Raw genomic sequence first — 25,605 nt, 5'->3', positions numbered from 1 at the left:
TGCCAATATTATATAGAATGATATATTATTCATCAACAAATTGACTGCCCCCTGGAATCATCACTATGACACGCACCATACAGGCATTCTTCGACACCGATACCGGCACGATCAGTTATGTGCTGCACGATGGCCGGCATGCAGCCATCATCGATCCCGTGCTGGACTACGATCCGGCCGCGGCCCGTACCAGCACGCACATGGCCGATCAGATCGTCGACTACGTCACCGAGCAGAAGCTGACCGTTCAATGGCTGCTCGAGACCCACGCGCACGCCGACCACCTGTCAGCCGCGGCCTACCTGAAATCCCGCCTGGGCGGGCGTATTGCCATCGGCGAGCATATCCTGCAAGTTCAGGAAATCTTCAAAACGCTCTATAACCTGGACCGCGAATTTTTGCCCAACGGCAGCCAGTTCGATCAGTTGCTGAAAGAAGGCGAGACCATACAGATCGGCACGTTGTCGATGAACATCCTGTGGGTGCCCGGCCACACCTTGGCCGACCTGGCTTTTCAGGTGGATGACGTGATCTTCGTGGGTGACACCTTGTTCATGCCGGACGTCGGCACCGCCCGTACAGATTTCCCCGGCGGCAGTGCCCGATCCTTGTACCGCTCGATTCGCAAGCTGTTGGCCCTGCCCGAGAACACCCTGCTGATGCACTGCCACGACTACCCGCCGGCGGGGCGTGACCCGCTTTGGGCCAGTACCGTCGCCCAGCAGCGCGCCGAAAATATCCACGTCCATGATGGCATCAGCGAAGACGAATTCGTCGCCATGCGCGAAGCCCGCGATGCCACGCTGGCGCCGCCGCGCCTGATCCTGCCGTCCCTGCAGGTGAATATCCGTGCCGGGCAACTGCCGCCCGCCGAAGACAACGGCACCCATTACCTGAAAATCCCGCTCAACAAGCTGGCAATCGGGTAGCGCGCCGGGTCAGACGCCGATGTCTTCGTTCCAGAGGTCGGGGTGGGCGCGGATGAACGCCTGCATCAGGGCCACGCATGCGGCATCCTGCAGCACCTCGACCTGCACGCCACGCTCGCGCAACAAGGTTTCTTCGCCCATGAAGCTCTGGTTTTCGCCAATCACCACCCGCGGGATGCCATACAGCAGAATCGCTCCGGTGCACATGGCACAAGGCGACAGCGTGGTATAGAGCACCGATTCGCGATAGGTCTGGGCCGCGAGGCGGCCGGCGTTTTCAAGCGCGTCCATCTCGCCGTGCAAAATGGCACTGCCCTGTTGCACGCGGCGATTATGCCCACGGCCAATGACGCGGCCATCGTGCACCAGGACCGAACCAATCGGGATCCCGCCTTCGGCCAGGCCCTGGCGGGCTTCATCGATGGCTGCCTGCATATAAGAATCCATAGACTCTCCGGATTGCGCGCTGGACAGGATTCAGGCCCCCGCCTGCGCAATAATGCGACGGGCCCGCGAAATGACGGGCTGGTCTACCATCTGGCCATCGAGCTGGAAAGCCAGCGAACCGGTTTGCTGGTGGTGCGCCAGCACGCGCCGCGCCCAGGCCTGTTCGGCCTCTGACACGGCATGAACGGCATGCACCACGGGCACCTGCCTGGGGTGGATGCACAGCATGCCGCCAAAGCCCAGGTCACGGGCATCTTGCGCAAAAGCCTGCAAGCCGACCGTGTCTGAAAAGTCAGGATACACCGTATCCAAAGGATCAGCCAGACCCTGCCTGCGGCTGGCCAGCAGCACCTTGAAGCGCAGTGTCTGCAGGACCGCCTGCGCCGCCGCCGTCTGCGGCCGAGTGCCCAGCGCCTCCATGAAATCCAGAATACCGAAGCACAGACGCTGCACGCCCGACGTGGCTGCAATCGCGTTGAGCTCGTCGACGCCCGCAGGGGTTTCAACGAGCGCCATCACGGGCAGCCCGGTGGCGGTGGCCCGGCTCAGCGCCGCGTCGTGCTCGGCCTTGGGCAAGACCAGGCCCGCCAAGCCCGCCTGCGCCCGACAGACCGCGAGATCGGCTTCGAACTCATCCGTGTCTCCGGCATTGATGCGCACCCAGACGGGCCGGGGCGCATCTTGCAGATAGCCCACCAACTGTTGGCGCGCCGTATCCTTGGCATCCGGTGCAACCGCGTCTTCGAGATCGACGATGACCGCGTCGGCGCCACTGGCCCATGCCTTGGCCACGCGATCCAGCCGCGTCGCCGGCACAAACAGCGCACTGCGCATTAAAGAGAAACCCATAGAACCTACCTTTACACCCTAATTTCTGGGACGTCTGGAACGTGCGCGCACCCGCGTGCGCGCCGCGATACGTTGCTGCCACTCGCGCGGCCCGCTGCGATGCACGGATTCCCCCCGGGCGTCGACGGCCACCGTGACTGGCATGTCGCAGACATCGAACTCGTGAATGGCCTCCATGCCCAGGTCTTCGAAGGCGACCACGCGCGCGCTGCGAATGGCCTTCGATACCAGGTAGGCCGCCCCCCCGACCGCCACCAGGTAGGCCGCCCGATGGCGCTGGATGGACTCGGTGGCCTGATCCCCCCTTTCGGCCTTGCCCACCATCGCCAGCAGGCCCGCCTGACCCAGCATCATGTCCGTGTAGGCATCCATGCGCGTGGCCGTGGTTGGGCCGGCCGGGCCAACGGCCTCATCGCGCACGGCCTTGACCGGCCCGACGTAGTAGATGACCCGGTCGCGGAAATCGACCGGCAAGGTTTCGCCCCGCGCCAGCATGTCTTGAATACGCTGATGGGCCGCATCGCGCCCCGTGAGCATGCGACCCGTCAGCAGCAGGCGCTCGCCCGGCTTCCAGGAAGCCACCTCGGCGCGGCTGAGGCGGCCCAGATCCACCCGCCGGGCGGCTTTGAAGTCGGGCGCCCAGTGCATATCCGGCCAATCGGACAGCGCGGGCGGATGAAGCGCGGCGGGACCCTGACCATCGAGCACGAAATGCACGTGGCGGGTGGCGGCACAGTTGGGGATCATCGCCACCGGCTTGGAGGCGGCATGGGTGGGGCACGTACGGATCTTGACGTCCAGCACGGTGCTCAGGCCGCCCAGGCCCTGCGCCCCGATACCCAGGGCATTGACCTTGTCGTACAGATCGATGCGCAGTGCCTCGAGCGACGTCTGCGGCCCGCGCGCGCGCAATTGCGCCATGTCGATGGGCTCCATCAGCACCTGCTTGGCCATCAGCATCGCCTTTTCGGCCGTCCCGCCGACCCCAATGCCGAGCATGCCGGGCGGACACCAGCCGGCCCCCATGGCGGGCACGGTGTTCAACACCCATTCTTCGAGTGATTGATTGGGATTGAGCATGGCGAACTGGGCCTTGTTCTCGGACCCGCCCCCCTTGGCCGCGACCTCGATTTCTACGGTATGGCCGGGCACCAGCTCGACGTGCAGCATGCACGGCGTGTTGTCGCCCGTATTGCGGCGGTCGAACAGCGGGTCGGCCACCATCGAGGCTCTCAAGGGATTGTCGGCATCCAGATAGCCGCGCCGCACCCCTTCGTCGCAAAGGGCCTGCAGGCTGCGGGCCGTATCGAAACGCACCCCCATGCCCACCCGCATGAACACGTTCACGATGCCGGTATCCTGGCAGATTGGCCGCTGCCCTTCGGCGCATAATCTTGAATTGGTGAGGATTTGCGCGATCGCATCGCGGATCGATTGAATCAGGTGTTCTTCGGCAATGAGCGTGGTCATGGCAGGTTGGTCGTCGGGCGGCGGTGTTCTGGATCCTACCCGCACAGTACGCGCAAAGTGCCGCTCAAAGCAAACGGCCCAATGTCGGGATGTCTTCGAGCCCCCAGACCTGGGCAATCAGGCGATCGACCTGAGCTTCGGACACCGCCTTTTGCACCGCCGCCAGGCGGCGCACCTTGTCTTCGATTTCGGGGCGCGACAAGGTATTGGCAGGATCCCCCTTGGGGACGTCGACGCGCCCCTGGAATACCTGGCCCGAGCGGGTGCGCACGCTGACGCGCCCCAGCCAGCGTGCAGGATAGGCGGCATCGACTTCGGGATCGAGCTCCATGCGCACGCGCGCCTCGAACGCCCGGATGTCCGGGTCGTTCAGGCCATTGTCAAAATCGGCCAGCCCCGCCTGGCGATGCTTGGCGATCAGCCCCAGCACGGTCGACATGGAGAACTTGGACTGGTGCACGGTGACTGGCGCGACCACCGGACCCAGCACGTCGATGGCGCCCTGGTGCACGTGGGCCACCACGGATTCGATGTCATCGATGGACAGATCGTGTTCAGTGACCACCTGCAGCAAAGCATCCGCCGCCGGATGCGTATGCCGGCAGGAGGCGTGGTATTTGAATGAGGTCTCGAGCACGGCCCAGCGGCTGCCCAGGCCATCGACCAGCCGGGCCGGATCGGCATCCTGCGACATGCCCGCCGCCATGCCCTGGCGCCCCTCGAGGATGTGGCTTGCCCCGGTGAAGCCATCGTGCGCCAACCAGGCGGCCATCAGGCCGTTGGCGGCGGCCTTGGCGGTATGCAGCTGCTTGGAATCCGCCCCGTCGCGCAGGAACTCCCAGAGGCCGGCCGCCTGGGTGCCGGCTGAACCGAGGGCGTGGAGCATCTGGCGGGCATCGAGGTGAAGCAGCCGGCCAGTGGCCACGGCGGCCGCGAGCGTACCCGCGGTACCGGTGGTATGGAAAACCCGGTAGTGGCTGCGCCCCAGGTACTCGCCGATGCGGATGCCTGCTTCGTACCCGGCCACGGCCGCCACCAGGACGTCGCGCCCCGATCGCCCCAGGGCCTGAGCCGTCGCGAGGGCGGGCGGGAACACCACCGCCGCAGGATGAAAGACCGAACCATTGTGCACGTCGTCCTGCTCGACCATATGGGCAGCCGCCGCATTGACCAGGGCCGCGAACAGCGGACTGGTAGCGGACTGATCGACCAGGCTTTCACTGGGCCCGTCGGCCGGACCCATGATGCGTGCATAGCGGGCCATGGACTGCACCGGCCTCTGGGCGGCTCCGGCTAAAATGGAGCCCAGGCCGTCGAGCAGCAGATCTTCTATGCGCCGCAACACGGGGGTGGGAATATCACCATACTGTAGTTCGGCCACGAATCGGGACAAGGTCGCACTGAGATCCTGCATGGTTGTTCCTGTCAATCTGATTTGTATGGATTCTGCATCGGCCGACCCGATTTGCCTATTCTTGTTTGCTTAGGGGCGGCTTCAAGCATTTCAAAGGAGAAAGGCCGGTATGGCGACACACATAGACCTCACGGACATGCAACTGATGGTGCATGTGGCCAGCGCCCGGAGCCTGACCAAAGGGGCCGAACGCACCCACCTGTCTCTGCCGGCAGCCAGTAACCGGGTCAAGAACATGGAAGCCCATCTGGGCACCCAGCTGCTGTATCGCACCAGCCAGGGGGTCAGCCTGACGCCTTCGGGCGAGGCCCTGGTCAAACACGCCCGGGTCGTGTTGCGCCAGATCGAGCACCTGCGGGGCGACATGCGCGAATTTGCCAGCGGTATCAAGGGGCGGGTGCGGGTCTATGCCAACACCACGGCGATGAATGAATTCCTGCCCGCCGCACTGGAGCGCTATCTGGTGGCCCATCCAGACGTCAACATCGAACTGCGCGAACGGCTCAGCCACGAAGTGGTGCGCGCCGTGGCCGAAGGCGTGGCCGACATCGGCCTGACGGCGCAGGCCAGTGGCGGCGCCGGCGTGCGCTTCCTGCCCTACCGCACCGATCGTCTGGTTCTGGTCACGCACGCCCGCCACGCATTGGCGCAGCAGAGCTGCCACCCGTTTGCCAGCCTGCTCGATTACGATTTCATATGCCTGTTCGAGGCCAGCGCCATCCATTCCTTCCTGCTGCAGGCAGCCGAAGACCAGGGCCGCCTGCTCAAAAAGCGGGTCGAGGTCAGCAATTTCGAAACGTGCTGCCGCCTGATCGCAGCCCAGGTCGGTATCGGCGTGATCCCGGAATCGGCCGCCTTGCGCTACGCGGACTCGATGCCCATTGCCATCCTGACCCTGGAAGACGCCTGGGCGCTGCGAAAATTGCACATCTGCGTTCAAGAAACCACTGAACTGCCGGCCTTTGCACGCGAGCTGGTCGACCTGCTGGTTGCCGATGCCGCGGCCGCGCGGCTGCCCCCACAACCCTCTTAATTGCAATCAAAGTCGACGTTTGCCAAATACAGATTGTCGCCACTACCGGATTGCCGCACCCTTAAACAATCTTGAAGATTGCCATACCCTTAAACTTTGCCCTGTAGCTTGGCCGAGGAAAACATGCACCAAAACGCTGACAAATACCAGGACATCCGTGAAGCCATCCGCGACTTGTGCGCACAATTCGGCGATGCGTATTTCCGCGAAATCGATCTGCAACGAGGCTATCCCGCCGAATTTGTCGACGCCCTGACCCATGCCGGCTGGCTGGCGGCCCTGATCCCCGAAGCATACGGCGGCTCGGGGCTGGGGCTGACCGAAGCCTCGGTCATCATGGAAGAAATCAACCGCTCGGGCGGCAATTCCGGGGCTTGTCACGGCCAGATGTACAACATGGGCACGGTGCTGCGCCACGGGTCCGAGCGCCAGAAACAAGAATGGCTGCCCAAGATCGCCAGCGGTGAACTGCGCCTGCAGTCCATGGGCGTCACAGAGCCCACGACCGGCACCGATACCACCCGCATCAAGACCACGGCCGTCAAGAAAGACGGCCGCTACGTCATCAACGGGCAGAAGGTCTGGATCTCGCGCATCCAGCATTCCGACCTGATGGTGCTGCTGGCGCGCACCACCCCCCTGGAGCAAGTCACCAAAAAATCCGAGGGCATGTCGATCTTCATGGTCGACCTGCGCACCGCCATCGGCCAGGGCCTGACCGTGCGCCCGATCCTGAACATGGTCAACCATGAAACCAACGAACTATTCTTCGAGAATCTCGAAATCCCCGAAGAAAACCTGATCGGCGAAGAAGGCAAGGGGTTCAAATACATTCTCGACGGGCTGAATGCCGAACGCACGCTGATCGCCGCCGAATGCATCGGCGATGGCTATTGGTTCGTCGATCGGGCCAGCAAATACGCCAGCGAACGCATTGTCTTCGATCGGCCCATCGGCCAGAACCAGGGCGTTCAGTTCCCCATCGCCCGGGCCTGGGTCAACGTGGAAGCGGCCAGCCTCATGCGCTACGAGGCAGCGGCCCGCTTCGACGCCCGGCAAGACTGCGGGGCGCAGGCCAACATGGCCAAGCTGCTGGCGGCCGATGCGTCCTGGGAAGCCGGCAACGCCTGCCTGCAGACGCACGGCGGTTTCGGTTTTGCGTGCGAATACGACATCGAACGCAAGTTTCGCGAAACCCGCCTCTATCAGGTCGCCCCGATTTCCACCAATCTGATTCTTTCTTACGTGGCCCAGCACGTCCTGGGCATGCCCCGGTCATTCTGAAACGAGTACAACCATGCGTCCCCTCGAAGGCATCACCGTCGTCACCCTGGAGCATGCCATCGCGGCCCCCTTCTGCACGCGCCAGCTGGCAGACCAGGGCGCCCGCGTCATCAAGATCGAGCGCCCCGGGGTGGGTGATTTCGCGCGTGGCTATGACCAGCGCACCCATGGCCTGTCCTCGCACTTCGTCTGGGTCAACCGCTCCAAGGAAAGCCTGGCGCTCGACCTGAAGGCCGCGCAATCCGCCACCGTGCTCGAGCGCCTGCTGCACAAAGCCGACGTCCTGGTGCAAAACCTGGCGCCCGGTGCCGCAGCCCGCCTCGGGCTGTCCTTCGAGGCCTTGCACGAGCGCTTCCCACGCCTGATCGTGTGCGATATTTCAGGCTATGGCAATGATGGCCCCTACCGCGACCGCAAGGCCTACGATCTCCTCATTCAGAGCGAGGCCGGATTTCTGTCGGTCTCGGGGACCCCGGACGAGCCAGCCAAGGCCGGCTGCTCGATCGCCGACATCGCGGCGGGCATGTACGCCTACTCGAACATCCTCGCCGCCCTGATCGAACGCGGCAAAACCGGTCGCGGCCGGCACATCGATATCTCGATGCTCGAATCCATGGTCGAATGGATGTCGTATCCACTGTACTACAGCTACGATGACGCTCCCCCGCCCCCGCGCAGTGGCGCCTCGCATTCCACCATCTATCCCTACGGCCCATTTCCCGCCGGCGACGGCAAGACGGTGATGCTGGGCCTGCAGAATGAACGCGAATGGCATGCATTCTGCGGTCAGGTCCTGCAGCAGCCCGCCTTGGCCGATGATCCGCGCTTCGACAGCAATTTCAAGCGCTCAGCAGCACGCACCGAACTGCGCGCCGTCATCGTGCAGGCTTTTGCCACCCTGACGGCCCACCAGGTCATCGAGCGCCTCGACGCGGCCGACATCGCCAACGCGCACGTCAATGACATGCACGGTGTGTGGCACCATCCCCAACTACGGGCCCGCAACCGATGGACGACCGTGGCCAGCCCGGCGGGCGATCTGCCGGCCCTGTTGCCACCCGGCATCCGTTACGCGGCAGACGCACGGATGGATCCCATCCCCGCGCTGGGCGAGCACACCCAAGCCATCCTGGCCGAACTCGGCCTGGAACCTGGCCCAGACCTCGGCTCGGAACCCGGCTCGCAACCCGCGCCGCTGGCGCCTGGCCAGGATCGCCGTCCAGACAGCCCCTGAGCGCCCCGGCTCGCGCCCCGACTCTTATGATTACGGAGACCCCGATATGCACGACAATGATCTCAACGCCTGGATAGGCCACACCGATACCTGCACGGACAGCCTCGATGCTCTGCACGCGGCGCGCGTTGCCCTGAGCATCGGCGATGACCCCAGCCAGCTGGGCCCGCACCTGCCCTTGCTCTGGCACTGGGCCTTTTTTGTGTCGGGCCAGCCCTATGCCCTGTTGGGCCACGACGGGCATCCGGCTCAGGGGGGACCACTGCCCCCAACCGCAGAAAATCGACGCCGCATGTGGGCGGGCGGCCGCGTACAGTTCCATGAGCCGCTGCGGATCGGAACGCCGGCGCAGCGCACGTCCGCCATCACCTCGGTGACCGAAAAACAAGGGCGCACCGGCGCCCTGACCTTCGTGACGGCCCACCACGAATACCGGCAAGATGGCCAAATCTGCATCACCGAAGAGCAGGACATCGTGTACCGGGCACCGGCCGCGCCACGGCTGCAGGGCTCATTGCCCATTCCCGACGGCGGCTGGCGGCAAACGATACAACCCGATCCTGTCATGCTGTTTCGGTACTCGGCCGTGACCTTCAATGGGCATCGGATCCACTACGACCTGCCCTACGCACGCGACGTCGAAGGCTACCCAGGCCTGGTCGTGCATGGCCCCATGATCGCCACCCTGATGGTGCGGGCCTTCAAGCAGGCCCATCCCGATCGCACCGTACGAACCCTCTCGTACCAGGGCTTGCGGCCCTTGATCGCACCACGGCCATTCGAAGTGGGCGGCGTCATGCTGGAAGACGGCAAAGCCCAGCTCTGGGCTGGGCAAGAAGGCACCCTGGCGCACCAGGGTGAAATCGGATTCTGACGATTCCAGAGAATCAGGCCTCCAGCATGATGCAATCACGCAATCCAGAACCTGATGCAAGATGATCAAAGCCTTCGTTGATCTGATCCAGGGTGAACACCTGGCCCAGTAATTTGTTCACGGGCAGCTTGCCGCCCAGATACAAGTCGATATAGCGGGCAATATCGACGGCTGGCACGCCCGAGCCCAGATAGCTGCCGCGGATATCGCGCTCTTCACCCACGAGCTGTGCCAATGGCAGGGAAAAGGCCGCTTTCGGATGCGGCAGGCCCGACGTGATGGTGGTGCCCCCGCGCGCCGTCAGGCGATAGGCCGTTTCGAAGGCCGCCACGGCGCCGGCCATGTCGAAGCCGAAGTCTACCGCGCCACCGGCCGCCTCGAGGCGGTCGGCATCAGTGGTGACGTGCCTGGGGTTGATGACATGGGTGGCGCCGAGCGTCTTGGCCAGCGCCAGCTTTTCATCGCTGAGATCGACCGCCACGATCCGCCGGGCGCCAGCGGCCACGGCGGCCAGCAAGGCACTGAGGCCCACGCCCCCCAGGCCCACAATGGCCGCTGTCTGGCCCGCCTTGATACGCGCCCGATTGATCACCGCCCCCGCGCCGGTGAGCACGGCGCAGCCGAACAGCGCCGCTTCGCGATGCGAGAGCTCGCGCAGAACCTTGATACACGAATAGCGCGAGACCACGGCATAATCGGCAAAGCACGACACCCCCAAGTGATGATTCAAGGGCTCGCCCTGCCGCTGCAGGCGGCGCCCACCCCCCAGCAGAACACCTTGCGCATTGGCCTGCGCCCCCGGCTCGCACAGGGCCGGGCGGCCCTGGCTGCAAGGCGTGCAGTGCCCGCAAATAGGCACGAAGTCGGTGACGACGTGATCCCCTACTTTGAGGTCGTCGACGCCGGCACCGAGCTCGGCCACCTCGGCTGAAGATTCGTGCCCCAGCACCATGGGCATGCCACGCGGCCTGTCGCCATTGATGACGGACAGGTCGGAATGACAGAGCCCGGCCACCTTGATCTTGAGCAGCACCTCGCCGGGCCCGGGCGGATCCAGCTCGACGTCTTCGATCTGCACCGGGCGGCTTTGGGCATACGGGCTGGCAAGCCCCATCTGACGCAATACGGCAGCACGAATTTTCATGGCTTTTCCTGCGGGATGAGATTGGACAATGGCTTCAAATGGTGCGCCCCCCATCGACGGGGAATTCGACACCCGTGATGAATTCGGCCGCATCGCTGGCCAGGAATGTGGCCACGGCGGCAATGTCGGATGGTTTGCTGAAGCGCCCGAGAGGGATCGTGGACACGAACTTGGCGCGATTTTCCGGTGTGTCCGGCAGGCCCATGAAGGCTTCGAACAAGCCCGTTACGCCCATGACGGGGCAAATGGCATTGACCCGGATCCTGTCGGGCGCCAATTCGATGGCCATGGAGCGCGACAGCAGATTGACCGCGCCCTTTGAAGCGTTGTACCAGGTCAGCCCCGGGCGCGGCCGGATCCCCGCGGTGGATCCCACGTTGAGGATCACCCCCCCGCCCTGTTTGCGCATCACGGGCACGATGGCTTTGGAGATCAGGTAAATGGACTTGACGTTGACGTTGAATACGCGGTCGAACGTCTGCTCGTCCACATCCAGCATGGGCTGATTCTTGTGGGTGGTACCGGCATTGTTGACGATGATGTCAATGCGGCCGAATTTTTCGAGTGTCTTGGCGACCATGTCGGCCACTTCGGCCGACGACGTAATGTCGACCTTGACGGCAAGCGCCTGCGGGCCAATGGCGGATGCCACCCGCTCGGCGCCCTGCTGGTTGATGTCGGCCACGACGACCTGGGCGCCTTCCTGCGCATACATATGCGCGATTCCTTCGCCAAAACCACCCCCTGCCCCGGTGACAATGGCAACTTTACCGCTGAGTTGATTTCCAGACATGCTTGGGCTCCTGTGAAAATCCTGACCGAGTCGCAAATGCGCCCGTGTGTCCATGATAATGGTATCGCTCTGGTATCGCTCGCTAGCGGCTTCTTCATGGTAGAAATACACGCCAGGATCCGTCAATTCACTTTTTATTAAGCGGCGCTTCATCAAAAGCATATCGGTAGTAACCCGATGGCACCGCCCGAAGTGCGCCGAACCGCCCGGTGGCTCAGGGCTGGCGTTCCAGCACCAGCAAGGGATCGATGCGTACGTCGAACCAGGTCATGCCCCAGTGCACGTGCGGGCCGGTGGCCCGGCCCGTGGCCCCCGCCCGGCCGATGACCTGACCCTGGGCGACGACATCGCCGACCGCCACATCAAGCCTGGAGAGATGCAGGAAGTTGGACCCGATGCCATAGCCATGGTCGATCAGGACCGTACCGCCCGTCAAGTACAGATCGGGCTCGGCGAAGACGATCCGGCCGCTGGCTGGCGCCTTCACGGGCGTGCCGCTGGGGACGGCAATGTCCATGCCGGAATGGGCAGCGCCCGGTACGCCGTTATAGATGCGCTGATTGCCGAACCGCCCCGAAATCCGCCCCTGGACGGGCCAGATGAAAGCCTGGGCAAAACCGGTGTCGTGGCTGCTGGTCGCCCGTGCGTGGGCGACCCGCGCCTGCTCGCGGCGAATGCGTTCGGCAATGTGCGGCGGCGGCGCTACGGTCTTGGGCGGCACCCCGTTGACCCGCTCGACAGGCCAGTCGCGCGGCACAATGGCGATATCCACCGAATGCGGCTGACCACCCGGTGGCGTGATGGTGAGCCTCGCAGGACGGTCGGCATCACGGGCCACGCCCAGCACCACCGTGCCATAGCCCGTGACGTCGAGCGCCCGGTCGCCATAGCGGACCTGACTGCCAGGCGGCACCTTGCCGATGACCATGGCCCCCTGCTGCACCTGTATGGGAAAGATGATTTCGGCGTCCGCGGCCCATGCTGCGCCAAACCCTATCAGCCATGCATACGCCAACGCGCAGAGCGCAAAGCGTCGCGCCAGACGCCAGATGAAACCGATACGACGCATGGGCTGCCCCCGATCCAGGAACGACTGCCTTTCAGTGTACCTTGCGCCGATCGTCGATCAGCTTGCCGTCCGTGGCCAGCTGCGCCGCGCCCACGATCTCGACCTCGCACCGCAATTTGGTGAATTCGCGCACGGCCGCGGCCAGGCGGGTATCCAGGCCGTCTGTGTGCGCATGGGGCAGAACCTGAAGCACCATGCGGTCCTTGCCGATTTCGCCGGTGATCACCAGGCTCGCGCGCGACACTTCGGGGAAGCGCGACAGTACGTCACGGATCTGTTCGGGCCGGATGAACAGGCCCCGCACCTTGGTCGCCTGATCGGCACGCCCCATCCACCCCTGGATGCGGACATTCGTGCGTCCGCTCGGGCAGGCGCCCGACATGATCGCCGAGAGGTCTCCCGTGCCCAGGCGAATCAGCGGGTAGACCGGGTTCAGGACGCTGACCACCAGCTCGCCAACCTGCCCGTCGGGCACGGGCTGGCGCGTATCCGGATCCACGATCTCGATGAGGACGTGTTCATCGGCCACCATGCCCTCGCGCGGCCCGGTTTCATAGGCAATGAGCCCGGCCTCGGCCGTTGCGTAGCATTGATAGGCATCCACCCCACGGGTCGCCAGCCAGGCGCGCAAGTCGGCTGGAAAGGGTTCGCCCCCCACCATGGCCTTGCCCAGGCTGCCGATGTCCACTTGAGCGTCGTTTGCGCGTTCGACCAGCAGCCGCAGATGGCTGGGTGTGCCGATATAGCCATTGGGCTGCAGGTCGGCAATCGCCTGCAGCTGGAGCTCGGTTTGGCCGACGCCCGCCGGAAATACCGTGCAGCCCAGCTGGGCTGCGCCGCCATCCATCATGAATGCGCCCGGCGTCATGTGGTAGCTGAGCGCATTGTGCACCAGGTCGCCGGCCCGAAACCCCGCCGCAAACAAGGACCGGGCCATACGCCAATGGTCGGTATTGCGCCCCTGTGGTTCGTAGATCGGCCCCGGGCTGGCAAACACGCGGGCCAGTGCGGGACCCCGAGCGACCGTTGCAAAGCCGCCCAGCGCATCACCGCCCTGCCTGCGCGCCTGCTGCTGCCATTGCAGCAACTGTGTTTTGCGCACCACCGGCAGCTGCGCCAATGCATGCCGATCCGACACGTCGGCCGGTTCCACCCCTTCGAGCACGCCCGCCCACCCGGCGCTCGCATTCTTTGCGTGACCGATCAACTCTGCAAGCGCCTTGAACAGGCGCGCTTCCCGCTGCTCGGGCGCCTCGGTCTCGAGCGCATCGTAAAACGGCGTCATGTATCGGCCCCCTTGTCGGCCGCCCCCTTGGGTGCCGCCGGTTGCACAAAGGTGAAGTCCAGGAAGTAGTCGATGGCCTGGGGATTGCTCATGGCGTCGCGGTTGACCACGGTCTCTGGCGCCACCCCCATCAGCAGCTTGCGGATCGGCACTTCCATCTTCTTGCCGGTGAGCGTATAGGGCACGGCCGGGACCGCATGGATTTCGTCGGGCACGTGCCGCGGGCTGGCCTCGTCGCGCAGCTTTGCCATAATGCGCTTTTTCAGGGCATCATCGAGCGTGATCCCCGGTCGGGTCACCACGAACAAAGGCATCACGAACCGCCCGCCCGGCAGCTCGCAGCAGACGATGAGGCTGTCGGCGATCTCGGGCATTTTTTCGACCGTCTGGTAGATCTCGGCCGTACCGATACGGACCCCGTAGCGGTTCAGGGTAGAGTCCGAGCGTCCGTAGATGAAGCAGCCGCCCCGCGAATTGACCTTGATGAAATCGCCATGTCGCCAGACGCCTGGGAACACGTCGAAGTAGGCCTGGTGATAACGCTGTCCGTCGGCGTCGTTCCAGAAGAACAGCGGCATGGAGGGAAACGGCTTGCGGATCACCAGCTCACCCACTTCGTCGATGACCTCGTGGCCGTGGTCATCCCAGGCCTGAAGATCGATACCCAGCGCCCGCGCCTGGATTTCGCCGGCATGCACGGGCAGCAGCGGCACCGACGTCACCAGGCAGCTGCAGGTTTCCGTGCCGCCCGATTGCGAGCTGAACCAGCAATCCGGCGACACGTTGTCGTAGAACCATTCGTAGAGCTCGGGCCCGACGGGCGAGCCGGCGATCATGGTTGCCTCGATTTTCAGCTGGAAACGATCCCGGGGCACCATGCCGCTCTTGCGCATCAGGTGGATGAAGGCCGCACTGGAGCCCAGGTAGGTGACGCCCGCATCCTGTGCCAGCTGCCAGACCCGGTCGGCATCCGGGAAGGTCGGGCTGCCGTCGTACAGCACCACGGCGCCGCCGCCCAGCAGCGAGGACAAGGTCAGGTTCCACACCATCCACCCGGTGGAGGAGTAAAAGAACATCACCGAATCGGGCCCCAGATTCATGTGCAGGCAAATCAGTTTGTAGTGCTCGAGCACAATGCCCACGTGACTGTGCACGATGGCCTTGGGCAGACCCGTCGTGCCTGACGAAAACAGGACCCACAAGGGGTGGTCAAAGGCGACGCGCGCATATTCGAAATGCTCGCGGGCAATGGCCGGGCCTTCGAGCAGGGACGCCCACATGTGGCCGATCGGGACGATTGGATCGGTACGCGCCGCATCCAGCACCGGTACGCACACGACGTGCTCGAGCGTGGGCAGCCTGCGCACGATCTCCTCGACGTGGCGCTCGCGCGGCCAGGCCTTGCCATTGAACCGATACCCATCGCAGGTAAACAACAGCACCGGTTCGATCTGCCCGAAGCGATCCACGACCGTCTCGACACCGAATTCGGGGGATGCCGCCGACCAGACGGCACCGACGGCCATGCAGGCCAACGCCGCCACCATGGCCTCGGGTACGTTCGGCAAGTAGGCCGCCACCCGGTCGCCCGGCTTCAGGCCCAAGGCCCGCAGGCGCGTGGCCAGGCCCATGACCTGTTGCTCCAGTTCCTGCCAGGTGAGCGTCGCCAGCTCGGATTGCTCGGACGCGTAGTGAATGGCCACCTTGCCCGGCGCGGCGTCGCGGGCGGGCCGCAGCACATGCTCGGCATAATTGACGCGCGAGCCTTCGAACCAGCGCCCCCCTGGCATGTCCAGCGTATCGACCACCCCGTCGGGAGCCGAATCCGAGATCACGGAGAAATAATCCCAAAGAGATTGCCAGAACGCCGTCAGGTCATCGATGGACCAGCGGCGCAGCGACTCGTAGTCATCAAACTGGAGGCCGCGCTCGCGGGCCAGCCAGCGCATGTAATCCGCTATCCGCGTCTGCCCGGCCCAGCGAGGATCGGGTGTCCACAATAAATCGCCTTCATTTGCCATGTGTCTGCCCTCTGTGGCGGCGGTCTGATGAAGCAATCCAGGCTGGCCGGCGCTTCTCCAGGAAGCTCGAGATCCCTTCCACCGCCTCTTCGGAATCCCACATCTGCACGGCCTGATCGGTCGAGTAGGCCAGCGAGCCCTCGAGCCCGAGATGAGCCACTTGCGCAATCAGGTGCTTGACCTTGCCAACGGCCCCTGGGGCACACTGCAGCACGAGTTCGATTTCCTCTTCAACTGCCGCATCCAGTGTACCTGCACTTTCCACGCGATCAAGAAAGCCCATAGCCAGGGCTTCGGCCGCATTGAAACGCTGGCCGGTCAGAAAAAACCGGCGCGCCTTGGCGACCCCCAGCCGGCGCACCACGAACGGTGAAATCATGGCCGGCTGCAGGCCCAGCCGCGCCTCGGTAATGGCAAACGTGAGCGTGTCGACCCCAATGGCCAGATCGCAGACCGAGATCAGGCCCAGGCCGCCCGCATACGCTGGACCTTGGATGCGCGCGATCACGGGCTTGGGGAGGGTGTCGAGCGCCTGCAGCCAGCGCATGAACGTGTCTGCGTGGGCGATCTTTTCGGCGGTACTGGCCTTGCGCTGGGCCAGCTGGAACTTTAGATCGCCGCCCGAGCAGAAGCTCTTGCCCGACCCCGTGAGCACGACGGCCCGTACGGATGCGTCCTCGGCCAGCCGCTGCGTGGCCTCCAGGCCTTCGGCCCACATCCGGCCATCCATCGCATTGTGCACGTCTGGCCGACACAGAACCAGCGAGGCCACACCCCGTGCATCGACATCCACCGCAATTGTTTCGTATCCCATTTCCCACTTGCCATAAAAAAATGACGGATGGCCTGCCGGGGTCGCAGGCCATCGCGTCAATCAGCTCATCAAAACCCCGTCATGACGACAAATCATTGACCCGTCCGCGCGAACTCGGCCGACTGTTCCTGCACGAGTTCGTTGACCACGTCGGTATAGGCGGCGAACCAATCGGACTGCGGCACCCACTGGGTCCCATCCCACATGTCCACGCGGGTCTTGCCGCCACCGCCGTGATCCTGCGCGGTGACCGTGACGGGCGCCATGAAGCCGTTTGCATCGAAGTCGCGCAGGCTCTCCAGGCCCGCTTTGATCTTCGCCGGGGTCAGAGGCCAGCCCTCATTGCGGATCGCCTGCTTGACGCCCTCGAACACGACCGAATACGTCGCCAGGCCGTTGTTGTAGTAGATGTCGTCGAGCGTCTTCACGTCGCCATTGCCCTTGCCGGCGTCATAGACTTCTTTGATGATGCGCTGCATCATCGGGTGATCCCGCCCGCCCACGACATTGGTGCCGCGCCGTAACCCCTTGGCCTCTGCCGCGCCGATGTTGTTGATATCGACCTCGTTGAGCCAGTTGACGGTGATCAGCTTGTCCATCGGAATCCCGTTGCGCTTCATTTCACGGGCCGCCACGACGTGCATGGCCGACAGGTTCCAGGAAATGACGTAGTCTGGATTGAAGCGCCGGATCTGCGTCCAGACCGAAGCCTGGTCGCGGCCCGGCAGCGGATTCGGGAACAGCTGCAGGTCGAAGCCCTCTTTTTCCGCCAGCGTCTTCAGGACCGGAATGGGTTCCTGGCCAAAGGCGTAATCCGGATAGATGAAGGCGATCTTGACGCCCTTCAAATTGCCGTCCTGCAAAGTCTTGATGTACTGGACGTCGTTGGCCACCTGCCCCCAGTACGTGGGCCCCACCGGGAACACCCACTGGAACACCTCGCCGTTCACGGCATCGCCCCGCCCGACGAAGGACTGCAGCATGATGTTGCCGTCTTCCATCTGCCTGGGCAGCACGGCACGGGATACCGGCGTGGACATGTAGTCGAACACCATGACCCCGTCACGTTTGAGTTTTTCGTAGCATTCGATGCCCCGTTGCGGCTCGTTGCCCGTATCCTGGACAATCACCTCGATCTTCTTGCCCTCGATGCCGCCGTCCTGGTTGAGCAGGGTGGCGTAATCCTGGGCGGCCTGCGCCATCTGCGGTACGGCAAAGCTGTAGGCTTTGCTCAGGTCGTAGCAGAGCCCGAACTTGATGGTGTCCCCGGTCTGCGCCTGGGCACCGCCCGATAGGCACGCCAGTGCAGAAAATGCGAAAAATGTCTGTAGTATCTTGGCCTTTTTCATTCCATGTCTCCCATACAGGTGTGTTTCAGCTGAGCCAGCGCTTGCGCCGGCGATAATGCTTGATTGCTCCAAAATCCTTGTTGTCCGAACCTCCAAGATAAAATTCCTGAATATCAGGATTGCGCTTCATGGCCTGTGCGCTGTCATGCATCACAATCCGGCCGTTCTCTATCAGGTAGCCATGCGACACGACCTCGAGCGCGGCGATGGCATTTTGTTCGACCAGCAGCACCGACAGCCCCTCTTTGGCATTGATGCTCTGCACGATGCTGAAGATTTCCGCCACCAGAAGCGGGGCCAGCCCGAGGCTGGGCTCGTCGAGCATCAGCAAGCGCGGATTGGTCATCAGCGCCCGGCCGATCGCGAGCATTTGCTGCTCGCCCCCCGAGAGCAGCCCGGCCAGTGCGGTACGCCGCTGGTGCAGGCGGGGGAAATAGCCATAGACCATGTCCCGGTTGCGGGCGGTCTCGTGCCGGCTGGTTCGCGCCACCGCCGAAGCGGCGATCAGGTTTTCATCGGCACTGAGGTGTTCGAAGACCCGCCGGCCCTCGAGCACCTGCACGATGCCAAGGCGCACGCGCTGCTGCGGTGAAAGCGCGGAGATATCCTGGGCATCGAAATGCAGCGTGCCGCGCGTGACTTCGCCGCGCTCGGGCCTGAGCAGCCCGCTGATCGCCTTCAGCGCCGTGCTCTTGCCCGCGCCGTTGGCCCCCAGCAGCGCCACCATGCCGCCCGCGGGCACCTGGATGGACACCCCCTTGATGGCCAGCGCGATCCGGTCATAAATGACCTCGATATTCTCCACGTCCAGGATGGGTCGAGTGGTCTCGCTCATGTCAGCCTCTATTTGCGCAGGTAGCCATAAGGCCAGACCATCAGGTAATTGCGCACGTTCCGGTACATTTTCCCCAACCCCATGGGTTCGATGAGCAGCACCAGAATGATGGCGGCGCCATAAATCACGTGGGGAATATGGGACAAGGTCTCGGGCCCGATCGGCAGGCTGAATGTCTGGGCGATCCAGGTCATCAGGGTGTTGATCTGCCCTGGCAGCAAGAGGATGAAGGCGGCGCCGAAGAAACTGCCGATGATGCTGCCCAGGCCGCCGATGATGGTCATGGCCAACAGCTGAATCGAGACCTCGATCGAAAACTGCTCGGCCGTGATCGCCCTGTAGAAGCAGAAAATGAGAATGGCGCCGCTCACCCCGCCAATGAACGCAGACACGGCAAAGGCGACCAGCTTGTAGTAGAAGCTTTGTACGCCGATCACGGCGGCGGCAAAGTCCTTTTCACGCACGGCGATGAACGCGCGCCCCAAGGCGCTGCGGCGCAGATTCAACATGAACAGCGTGACCAGCACCACCCAGGCCAGTACGATGTAATACAGACCGGCCTCTGACGTGATCGTCTGGCCCAGCAGCTTGATGGGCGGCGATTGCAGGGTGGCCGAAACGCCGCCGCTGACCGCCGGCACGTGCGAGATGACCCAATCCATCACGAACTGCATGGCCAGGGTCGACAGCGCAAGATACAGACCTTTGACCCGCAGCGCCGCAAAGGCAAAGACCATGCCGATGACGCTGGCGGCAATGCCGCCCAGCACGATGGCGAACTCCCAGGGCACGCCGTTTCTTGTGGCATGGACGCTGGCATAGGCGCCGATGCCCATGATGGCCGCATAGCCAAAATGGAACTGCCCGGCCCAGCCCAGAATCAGGTTCAGCCCCAGCACGGCCGAGGTCCAGATCAGCCAGGGCTGGACATAGCTGACCAGCACCAGCGAATCCAGCACATAGGGCGCCACGAGCGCAAGCGCCAGAATGAGCCACATGGCGCGGCGCTCGAACCGGATCGGGAACAGCGATGAGTCGGAAGCATAATCGGTGTGGAAGACACCCGCCTGTCGGTAGAACATCGTCTAGATCCTCTCGATATCGTGCTTGCCAAACAGGCCGAACGGCCGAATCATGATGGTCAGGATCAGTACCAGCGCCACGACCAGCTCGCGGGTCCCGCCCCCCAGCAGCGGATCGAGATACCCTGCCAGGATGTTTTCCACAATCCCCAGCAGCAGCCCGGCGAGCACGGCCCCGCCGATCGAATCCAGCCCGCCGAGCACGGCGACCGTCAGGCCCTTGAGCAGCAGCAGCGACAAGCCCTGGTCGACCGTCTGCACCGAGCCCCACAAGGCGCCGGCTGCCGTGGCCGTCAGGGACGAAAGTGCCCAGGACAGCGCCACGCCGTGCTCCACTGAAATCCCCACGGACCACGAGGCCACGTAATCATCCGCGATGGCCCGCAACAAAATGCCGCGACGCGTGCGAAAAAAGAACCGAAAGATGGCAAAGAACACCAGTGCCACGACCGCACCCACCAGATACGCGCGGTTGATGAGCAGCGGGCCGATGAACAGGGGGGTGTCGGGAATCCCCAGTTGCAGAGTCCGGGCGCTACCCCCCCAGAATGTCAGCGTGATGGCGCGTATGAAGATGTCCAGGCCCAGGGTCATCATCAGGACCATCACGATGGGCCAACCCGCCAGCCGGCGCAAGGCCACCCTCTCGATCAGCATCCCCGCCAGGAACATCGCCAACGCGGCCAACGGGATGGCCAGCAGCGGCGCGATACCCAGGGCGTCCGAGAACGCAAGGACAATGTAGGCCGCAGCCATGGTCAGGGCCCCCTGTGCCAGGTTGGGCACCGAGGAGGACTTGTAGATCAGCACGATGCCCATGGCAACCAGGGCGTACATCAGGCCGCCCATCGCACCATTGACGGCGAGCTCGAGATAGTAGATCAGGTCCATGCCACGTCCTCGATCAGCAGGGCGCGCTCGATGAACCCCTTCTCGCCCGTTTCGTAGATCACTGGAATACGCACGCCCACCTCCGATTGGGTGCTGTAGATGGCTTCGATCACCGTGGTATAGCGCTCTTCGACCACATTGCGGCGCAACTTCCGGTTGCGCGTGATCTCGCCGTCATCGGCATCGAACTCCTTGGGCAGGTTTACGATGCGGCGCACCCGAAGCGCCTCGGGCAGTTTCGTGTTGACCCGCTGCACCGCCGCCTTGATCAGCTCGATCACCGGCGGTTTCTGCGACAGGTCGGCATACGAAATATAGGAAATCCCCTGCACCTCGGCCCAATGCCCCACGGTCTCCAGGTCGATGCAGACCAGGGCCGCCAGCGTTGACCGGCCACGGCCCAGCACCGCCACGTCCTTGATGTACGGGCTGAACTTCAGCTGGTTCTCGATGTAGTTCGGGATGTAGCGTTCCCCTTCGGCCGTGTGCACCACTTCGGAGATCCGGCCCAAGACGACCAGGTGCCCGTCGGGTTCGACATAGCCCGCATCGCCCGTATGCAGCCAACCGGACTCGAGCGTTTTGACGGTGGCGTCCGGGTTGTCGTGGTAGCCGGAAAATATGCTGTCGGCCTGCAACAGGATCTCTCCCTGGTCATCGATCTTCACGGCGATGCCCGGCAGCGGCCGCCCCACCGTGTGCAGCTGTACCTCGTCGACCGCCTGCATGGCGACCAGCGCACTGCTCTCGGTCTGACCGTACAGCTGGCGCAGATTGATACCCAGCGCCCGATAGAAGACGAAGGTATCCTCGCCAATCGCCTCGCCGCCGGTAAAGGCGTTGCGCAATTGCGTCATGCCCAGTTGATCTTTGATCGGCCCCATCACCAGCCATTCGCCCACTTGGCGCTTGACGCGGCCCAGCACGGACGGCGCCTGCCCCGCCAGCTTCCTGCGTTCGTCGGCAATGGCGGACTCCATGAAATACCGGTAGGCGAACCGCTTCAGCCGGGTGGAGTCTTCCATGCGCACCTGGATGCCGGTCAGCATCCCATCCCAGCTGCGCGGGGCCGCCAGATAGAAGCTGGGCGCGATCTCGCGCAGGTCCTGCATGACGGTCTCGGCGTCCTCGGGCACGTTGATGGTGAAGCGCAAGGCCAGACCGGCGCACAGCGTGAGCACGAAATCCCCCACCCAGGCCATGGGCAGGTAGGCCAGGACGGACTCGTTGAACTCGTAGGCCCCCGCCCGATAGGCACTGTGCACCGCCGACAGCACGTTGCGATGCGAGAGCACCAGCCCCTTGGGCTTGCCGGTGGTACCCGAGGAATGAATGAGCACCGCGGGATCCTGCGGCCCGCTGGCCTGAAGCAGCGTCTGGGCCCGGATGCCGTCCGCCGCCAGCTGCGCCCGGCCGTGCGCCAGCAACTGCGTCCAGGGCATCAGCCCCGGCGGCGTATAGCCCGACAAGCCGCGCGGATTGTCGTAGATGATCGTATCGATGCGCGCGCCCCGTTCACGCAATTCGAGCGCCTTGTCGACCTGCTCCTGGTCTTCGGCGAACACGAACCGGAACGGAATGTCGCCGTGGATGAGCAGGATCTCATCGACCGATGCGCTCGGATACAAAGGCATCGCATAGGCTTTCAGCGCGCTGGCCGCCACCATGCTCATGTACAGGTTCGGCCGGTTGTCGCCCAGCACGAGCACCCCCTCGTGGGCACGCAAACCGGCTTCCTGCAAGCCTGCGGCACAGCACAGGACGGCGTCATAGGCTTCCTGCCAGCGGGTCTGGTGCCAAATACCCTTGTCTTTCTCGCGAAAAGCGATCCCGTCCGGATGCGAGCCCGCGTTCGCCGCAAGCAGGCGGATCAGGCTTGCATCGGCCGGCAAACCGAGCTCAGGCCGCTGCATGGGCACCTCCGAGGTAGGCCTGGACCACCCGTGGATCGGACATGACCTCGCGCGGGGCACCCGAGCTGATCACCTCGCCGTAGCTGAGCACCAGGATCCGGTCGCAGATGCCGGTGATGATGTCCATGTGATGCTCGATGATGAGCACGGTCACGCCTTGTTCGTCGCGCGCATCCAGGATGAAGCGCGCCATGTATTCTTTTTCTTCCTGGTTCATGCCGGCCATGGGCTCGTCCAGGATCAGGAAAGAAGGTTCCGCCGCCAGGGCCCGGGCCAGTTCCACGCGTTTCTTCAGCCCCAGGGGCAGGGATTCGACTGGTGTATGGCGCACGCTTTGCAATTGCATGAAATCGATGATGTCTTCGACCAGGGCCCGGTTCGCGACCTCTTCGGGCAGGGCCAGCCAGGGGTACAGAAAGGTGCGCCAGACGCCGGGATGCATGTGCACATGGCGCCCAAGCAGGATGTTCTCCAGCACCGTCATGCCGTTGAACAAGGCCAGGTTCTGAAAGGTCCGGGCCACGCCGCGACGGGCCACCCGATGGGGCGCAAATCCGGTGATGTCTTCGCCGTTGAGCAGAATCCGGCCCTTCTGGGGCGGGTAGAAGCCCGTGATGGCATTGGTCATCGTCGTCTTGCCACTGCCATTGGGACCGATCAATCCGAAAATCTCGCCCCGGTCGACCTGCAGATCGACCCCACTGACAGCGACCAGGCCCCCGAAGCGGCGTTCTACGTTCCGACACTCCAGGACATGCTCGTTGCTCACCATATGGATAGCCCTTTCATTCTCGTGCGCATCAGAGCAGGTCGCGAACCATCTCGCGCCCGATCAGCATACGGCGAATCTCGGACGTGCCGGCGCCGATTTCATACAGCTTGGCATCGCGCAGAAGCCGGCCGGCATCGTATTCGCTTGTATAGCCGTTGCCCCCCAGGCATTGAATGGCGTCCAGTGCCGACTGCGTCGCCGACTCGGCCGCAAACAGAATGACACTGGCCGACTCTTTGCGCAGCGCTTCGCCCCGGTCGGCCCGTTCGGCCATCACTTCGAGATAGGATCGACTGGCGCCCAGGCGAGTGTACATGTCGGCCAACTTGGCCTGGATGAGCTGGAATTCACCGATGGGCCGGCCGAACTGCCGGCGTTCGACGACATACGGCAACACGATGTCCAGCGCGGCCTGCATCAGGCCGACACACGCCGATGAGGCAATGAGCCGTTCGTAGTCGAGCCCCCGCATGAGTACGCGAACGCCGCCGTTGAGCGTACCCAGGATGTTCGTCGCCGGTACACGGCAGCGATCGAACACCAGCTCGCACGTGCCGGAGCCGCGCATGCCGAGCTTGTCGAGGTGCTGCCGGGTTTCGAACCCCGGAAAGCCGCGCTCGACGATGAAGGCGGTGATGCCCCGCTTGCCCGCATCGGGCTCGGTCTTGGCATACACCACGAAGGTATCGGCATACCAGCCGTTGGTGGTCCACATCTTGGACCCGGTCAGCACGAAGTCATCGCCATCGCGCTCGGCTCTCAGGCGCATGGAGACCACATCCGAGCCGGCCTCGGCCTCGCTCATGGCAAGCGCCCCCAGGGCCTCGCCGCTGAGCAGCGGCGGCAGGTATCGTTTTTTTTGTGCGTCAGTGCCATGCAGCTGGATCTGATTGACGCACAAATTCGAGTGCGCCACGTAGGAAATGCCGACGGACCCCGACACCCGCGAGATTTCCTCTGAAATGGCGGCATGTTCCCGATAACCGAGCCCAGGCCCGCCATAGGCTTCCGGGACGGTCGGACCCAGTACGCCCAGCGCCCCCAACTCGGGCCAGAGCTGCCGGGGGAACCAGTTTTCCTGGTCGACCCGACGTGCCAAGGGCGCAATTTCCGTCAGCGCAAAACCCCTGACGGCTTCACGCAGCGCATTGATTTCGATCTTGCCAGACGCACTCACTGGACAGCCTCTCAGTCCACCAGCGGGCATCCGCCCTGTTCGAGCGGGCGAAATGCCTCTTCGGCGGGAATGGTTTTCTTCAGTTTGTAATAGTCAAAAGGCCCTGTGGATTCTTCAGGGCTCTTGACCTCGAACAAATAGACTGGGTGGATCTTGCGCCCATCTGCGCGGATTTCCCCCTTGCCGAACAAGGGATCATCGGTGGGCAGTGCTTTCATCTGCGCCACCACCGTTGTGCCATCATCCGTGCCGGCGGCATCGACCGCTTTCAGGTAGTGAAGCACGCCGGCATAAACCCCGGCATGATCCGAGGAAGGATAGACCCCCTTGTTCTGTGCGGCAAAACGCTGGCTCCAGGCGCGCGTATCGTCATTCAGATCCCAGTAGAAGGGTTCGGTGATATTCAGCCCTTGCGCTTTTTCGACCCCCAGGCCGTGGACGTCGGGCAGGAAGACCAGCAGCCCGGCCAGCTTCTGCCCGCCCTTGACGATGCCGAACTCGGCTGCCTGCTTGATCGAATTGGTGGTGTCGGACCCTGCGTTGGCCAGGCCGATGATTTTGGCGCCGGACGCCTGCGCTTGAATCAGGAACGAGGAAAAGTCTTGCGTGTTCATGGGAATGCGAACGCTGCCCAGTACGGTTCCACCCGCATTTTTTACCACCTCGCCCGTATCCTGCTCGAGGGCATGGCCGAAAGCGTAGTCGGCCGTCAGGAAAAACCAGCTGTCGCCCCCGGTTTCGACGATGGCACGCCCGGTGCTGTTGGCCAGCATCCACGTATCGAACAGCCAGTGTACCGTGTTGGGCGAGCAGTCCTTGCCCGTCAGGTTGGGCGAGCCTGCGCCTGTATTGATGTAGGCCTTGCCCTTTTCCCGGGCCAGCTGATTGATGGCCAGCGCCACCGAAGACACGGGTACGTCGATGAT

Annotated in this window: 23 protein-coding genes; 5 read left to right on the top strand and 18 right to left on the bottom strand. The window is 63.6% G+C overall.

Features of this window, described 5'->3' with window-relative positions; translation table 11 throughout:
• Positions 1-65 precede the first annotated feature (65 nt).
• The gene (locus WCZ84_RS06965) at positions 66-929 is read left to right on the top strand and encodes an MBL fold metallo-hydrolase (RefSeq protein WP_372685540.1); all 864 of its coding nucleotides are present in this window, start codon (positions 66-68) and stop codon (positions 927-929) included.
• Between the two features lie 9 nt (positions 930-938).
• Here the strand turns inward: WCZ84_RS06965 and WCZ84_RS06960 are convergent, their stop codons facing one another.
• From WCZ84_RS06960 to WCZ84_RS06945, 4 genes are read right to left on the bottom strand one after another with little or no spacing between them, the layout of a single operon-like run.
• On the bottom strand, positions 939-1,376 hold the full coding sequence (locus WCZ84_RS06960; protein WP_372685539.1) for a nucleoside deaminase: 438 nt from the start codon (positions 1,374-1,376) through the stop codon (positions 939-941).
• Between the two features lie 30 nt (positions 1,377-1,406).
• Complete coding sequence (locus WCZ84_RS06955) at positions 1,407-2,225, bottom strand: CoA ester lyase (protein ID WP_372685538.1); 819 nt, start codon at positions 2,223-2,225, stop codon at positions 1,407-1,409.
• A gap of 18 nt (positions 2,226-2,243) precedes the next feature.
• Positions 2,244-3,740 (bottom strand): fumarate hydratase, encoded by a 1,497-nt coding sequence (locus WCZ84_RS06950; RefSeq protein WP_372685537.1) that lies wholly within the window; start codon positions 3,738-3,740, stop codon positions 2,244-2,246.
• A gap of 19 nt (positions 3,741-3,759) precedes the next feature.
• The gene (locus tag WCZ84_RS06945) at positions 3,760-5,109 is read right to left on the bottom strand and encodes an MmgE/PrpD family protein (protein ID WP_372685536.1); all 1,350 of its coding nucleotides are present in this window, start codon (positions 5,107-5,109) and stop codon (positions 3,760-3,762) included.
• A 109-nt stretch (positions 5,110-5,218) separates the two neighbouring features.
• On the opposite strand from WCZ84_RS06945, the gene WCZ84_RS06940 reads away from it, so the two are divergent.
• The 4 genes from WCZ84_RS06940 (at position 5,219) to WCZ84_RS06925 (ending at position 9,534) form a co-directional block, all read left to right on the top strand.
• Positions 5,219-6,142 carry a LysR family transcriptional regulator gene (locus tag WCZ84_RS06940; protein ID WP_372685535.1) on the top strand — a complete coding sequence of 308 codons (924 nt, stop codon included), beginning with the start codon at positions 5,219-5,221 and terminating at the stop codon, positions 6,140-6,142.
• A 123-nt stretch (positions 6,143-6,265) separates the two neighbouring features.
• On the top strand, positions 6,266-7,426 hold the full coding sequence (locus WCZ84_RS06935; RefSeq protein WP_372685534.1) for an acyl-CoA dehydrogenase family protein: 1,161 nt from the start codon (positions 6,266-6,268) through the stop codon (positions 7,424-7,426).
• Between the two features lie 13 nt (positions 7,427-7,439).
• Complete coding sequence (locus WCZ84_RS06930; protein WP_372685533.1) at positions 7,440-8,660, top strand: CaiB/BaiF CoA transferase family protein; 1,221 nt, start codon at positions 7,440-7,442, stop codon at positions 8,658-8,660.
• 46 nt (positions 8,661-8,706) lie between these two features.
• Positions 8,707-9,534 carry a MaoC family dehydratase N-terminal domain-containing protein gene (locus WCZ84_RS06925; protein ID WP_372685532.1) on the top strand — a complete coding sequence of 276 codons (828 nt, stop codon included), beginning with the start codon at positions 8,707-8,709 and terminating at the stop codon, positions 9,532-9,534.
• Positions 9,535-9,547: 13 nt separating this feature from the next.
• Here WCZ84_RS06925 and WCZ84_RS06920 read toward each other — a convergent pair whose 3' ends face one another.
• The 14 genes from WCZ84_RS06920 to WCZ84_RS06855 form a co-directional block, all read right to left on the bottom strand.
• Positions 9,548-10,678, bottom strand: a complete 1,131-nt coding sequence (locus WCZ84_RS06920; protein ID WP_372685531.1) for a zinc-dependent alcohol dehydrogenase family protein — start codon at positions 10,676-10,678, stop codon at positions 9,548-9,550.
• 34 nt (positions 10,679-10,712) lie between these two features.
• The gene (locus WCZ84_RS06915) at positions 10,713-11,471 is read right to left on the bottom strand and encodes a glucose 1-dehydrogenase (protein ID WP_372685530.1); all 759 of its coding nucleotides are present in this window, start codon (positions 11,469-11,471) and stop codon (positions 10,713-10,715) included.
• Positions 11,472-11,685: 214 nt separating this feature from the next.
• Positions 11,686-12,540 carry a M23 family metallopeptidase gene (locus tag WCZ84_RS06910; RefSeq protein WP_372685529.1) on the bottom strand — a complete coding sequence of 285 codons (855 nt, stop codon included), beginning with the start codon at positions 12,538-12,540 and terminating at the stop codon, positions 11,686-11,688.
• Positions 12,541-12,571: 31 nt separating this feature from the next.
• The gene (locus WCZ84_RS06905; protein WP_372685528.1) at positions 12,572-13,825 is read right to left on the bottom strand and encodes a phenylacetate--CoA ligase family protein; all 1,254 of its coding nucleotides are present in this window, start codon (positions 13,823-13,825) and stop codon (positions 12,572-12,574) included.
• Positions 13,822-15,846 carry an acetoacetate--CoA ligase gene (locus WCZ84_RS06900; RefSeq protein ID WP_372685527.1) on the bottom strand — a complete coding sequence of 675 codons (2,025 nt, stop codon included), beginning with the start codon at positions 15,844-15,846 and terminating at the stop codon, positions 13,822-13,824. The genes WCZ84_RS06905 and WCZ84_RS06900 overlap by 4 nt, the downstream gene beginning before the upstream one ends.
• Positions 15,836-16,660: an enoyl-CoA hydratase-related protein gene (locus WCZ84_RS06895; protein WP_372685526.1), complete on the bottom strand. Its 825-nt coding sequence runs from the start codon at positions 16,658-16,660 to the stop codon at positions 15,836-15,838. Before WCZ84_RS06895 ends, WCZ84_RS06900 begins: the two co-directional genes overlap by 11 nt.
• A 92-nt stretch (positions 16,661-16,752) precedes the next feature.
• Positions 16,753-18,009, bottom strand: a complete 1,257-nt coding sequence (locus WCZ84_RS06890) for an ABC transporter substrate-binding protein (RefSeq protein ID WP_372685525.1) — start codon at positions 18,007-18,009, stop codon at positions 16,753-16,755.
• A 25-nt stretch (positions 18,010-18,034) separates the two neighbouring features.
• Complete coding sequence (locus WCZ84_RS06885) at positions 18,035-18,844, bottom strand: ABC transporter ATP-binding protein (protein ID WP_372685524.1); 810 nt, start codon at positions 18,842-18,844, stop codon at positions 18,035-18,037.
• Between the two features lie 8 nt (positions 18,845-18,852).
• A complete protein-coding gene (locus tag WCZ84_RS06880; protein ID WP_372685523.1) occupies positions 18,853-19,926 on the bottom strand; it encodes a branched-chain amino acid ABC transporter permease in 1,074 nt (357 codons plus the stop codon).
• A 3-nt stretch (positions 19,927-19,929) separates the two neighbouring features.
• Positions 19,930-20,817, bottom strand: a complete 888-nt coding sequence (locus WCZ84_RS06875) for a branched-chain amino acid ABC transporter permease (protein WP_372685522.1) — start codon at positions 20,815-20,817, stop codon at positions 19,930-19,932.
• The gene (locus WCZ84_RS06870; RefSeq protein WP_372685521.1) at positions 20,808-22,730 is read right to left on the bottom strand and encodes a long-chain fatty acid--CoA ligase; all 1,923 of its coding nucleotides are present in this window, start codon (positions 22,728-22,730) and stop codon (positions 20,808-20,810) included. The genes WCZ84_RS06875 and WCZ84_RS06870 overlap by 10 nt, the downstream gene beginning before the upstream one ends.
• Positions 22,717-23,502 (bottom strand): ABC transporter ATP-binding protein, encoded by a 786-nt coding sequence (locus WCZ84_RS06865; protein WP_372685520.1) that lies wholly within the window; start codon positions 23,500-23,502, stop codon positions 22,717-22,719. Before WCZ84_RS06865 ends, WCZ84_RS06870 begins: the two co-directional genes overlap by 14 nt.
• Positions 23,503-23,530: 28 nt before the next feature.
• Positions 23,531-24,679, bottom strand: coding sequence for an acyl-CoA dehydrogenase family protein (locus WCZ84_RS06860; RefSeq protein WP_372685519.1), 1,149 nt, complete (start codon positions 24,677-24,679; stop codon positions 23,531-23,533).
• Between the two features lie 11 nt (positions 24,680-24,690).
• Positions 24,691-25,605 (bottom strand): ABC transporter substrate-binding protein (locus tag WCZ84_RS06855; protein WP_372685518.1); only part of this gene is annotated, 915 nt, incomplete at its 5' end.

This window comes from Castellaniella sp., assembly GCF_041675725.1.
In the GTDB taxonomy this organism is placed as follows: Bacteria; Pseudomonadota; Gammaproteobacteria; order Burkholderiales; family Burkholderiaceae_B; genus Castellaniella.
Note: the sequence above shows the minus strand (reverse complement) of the source record. Positions and strands in the feature narration are given on the sequence as shown.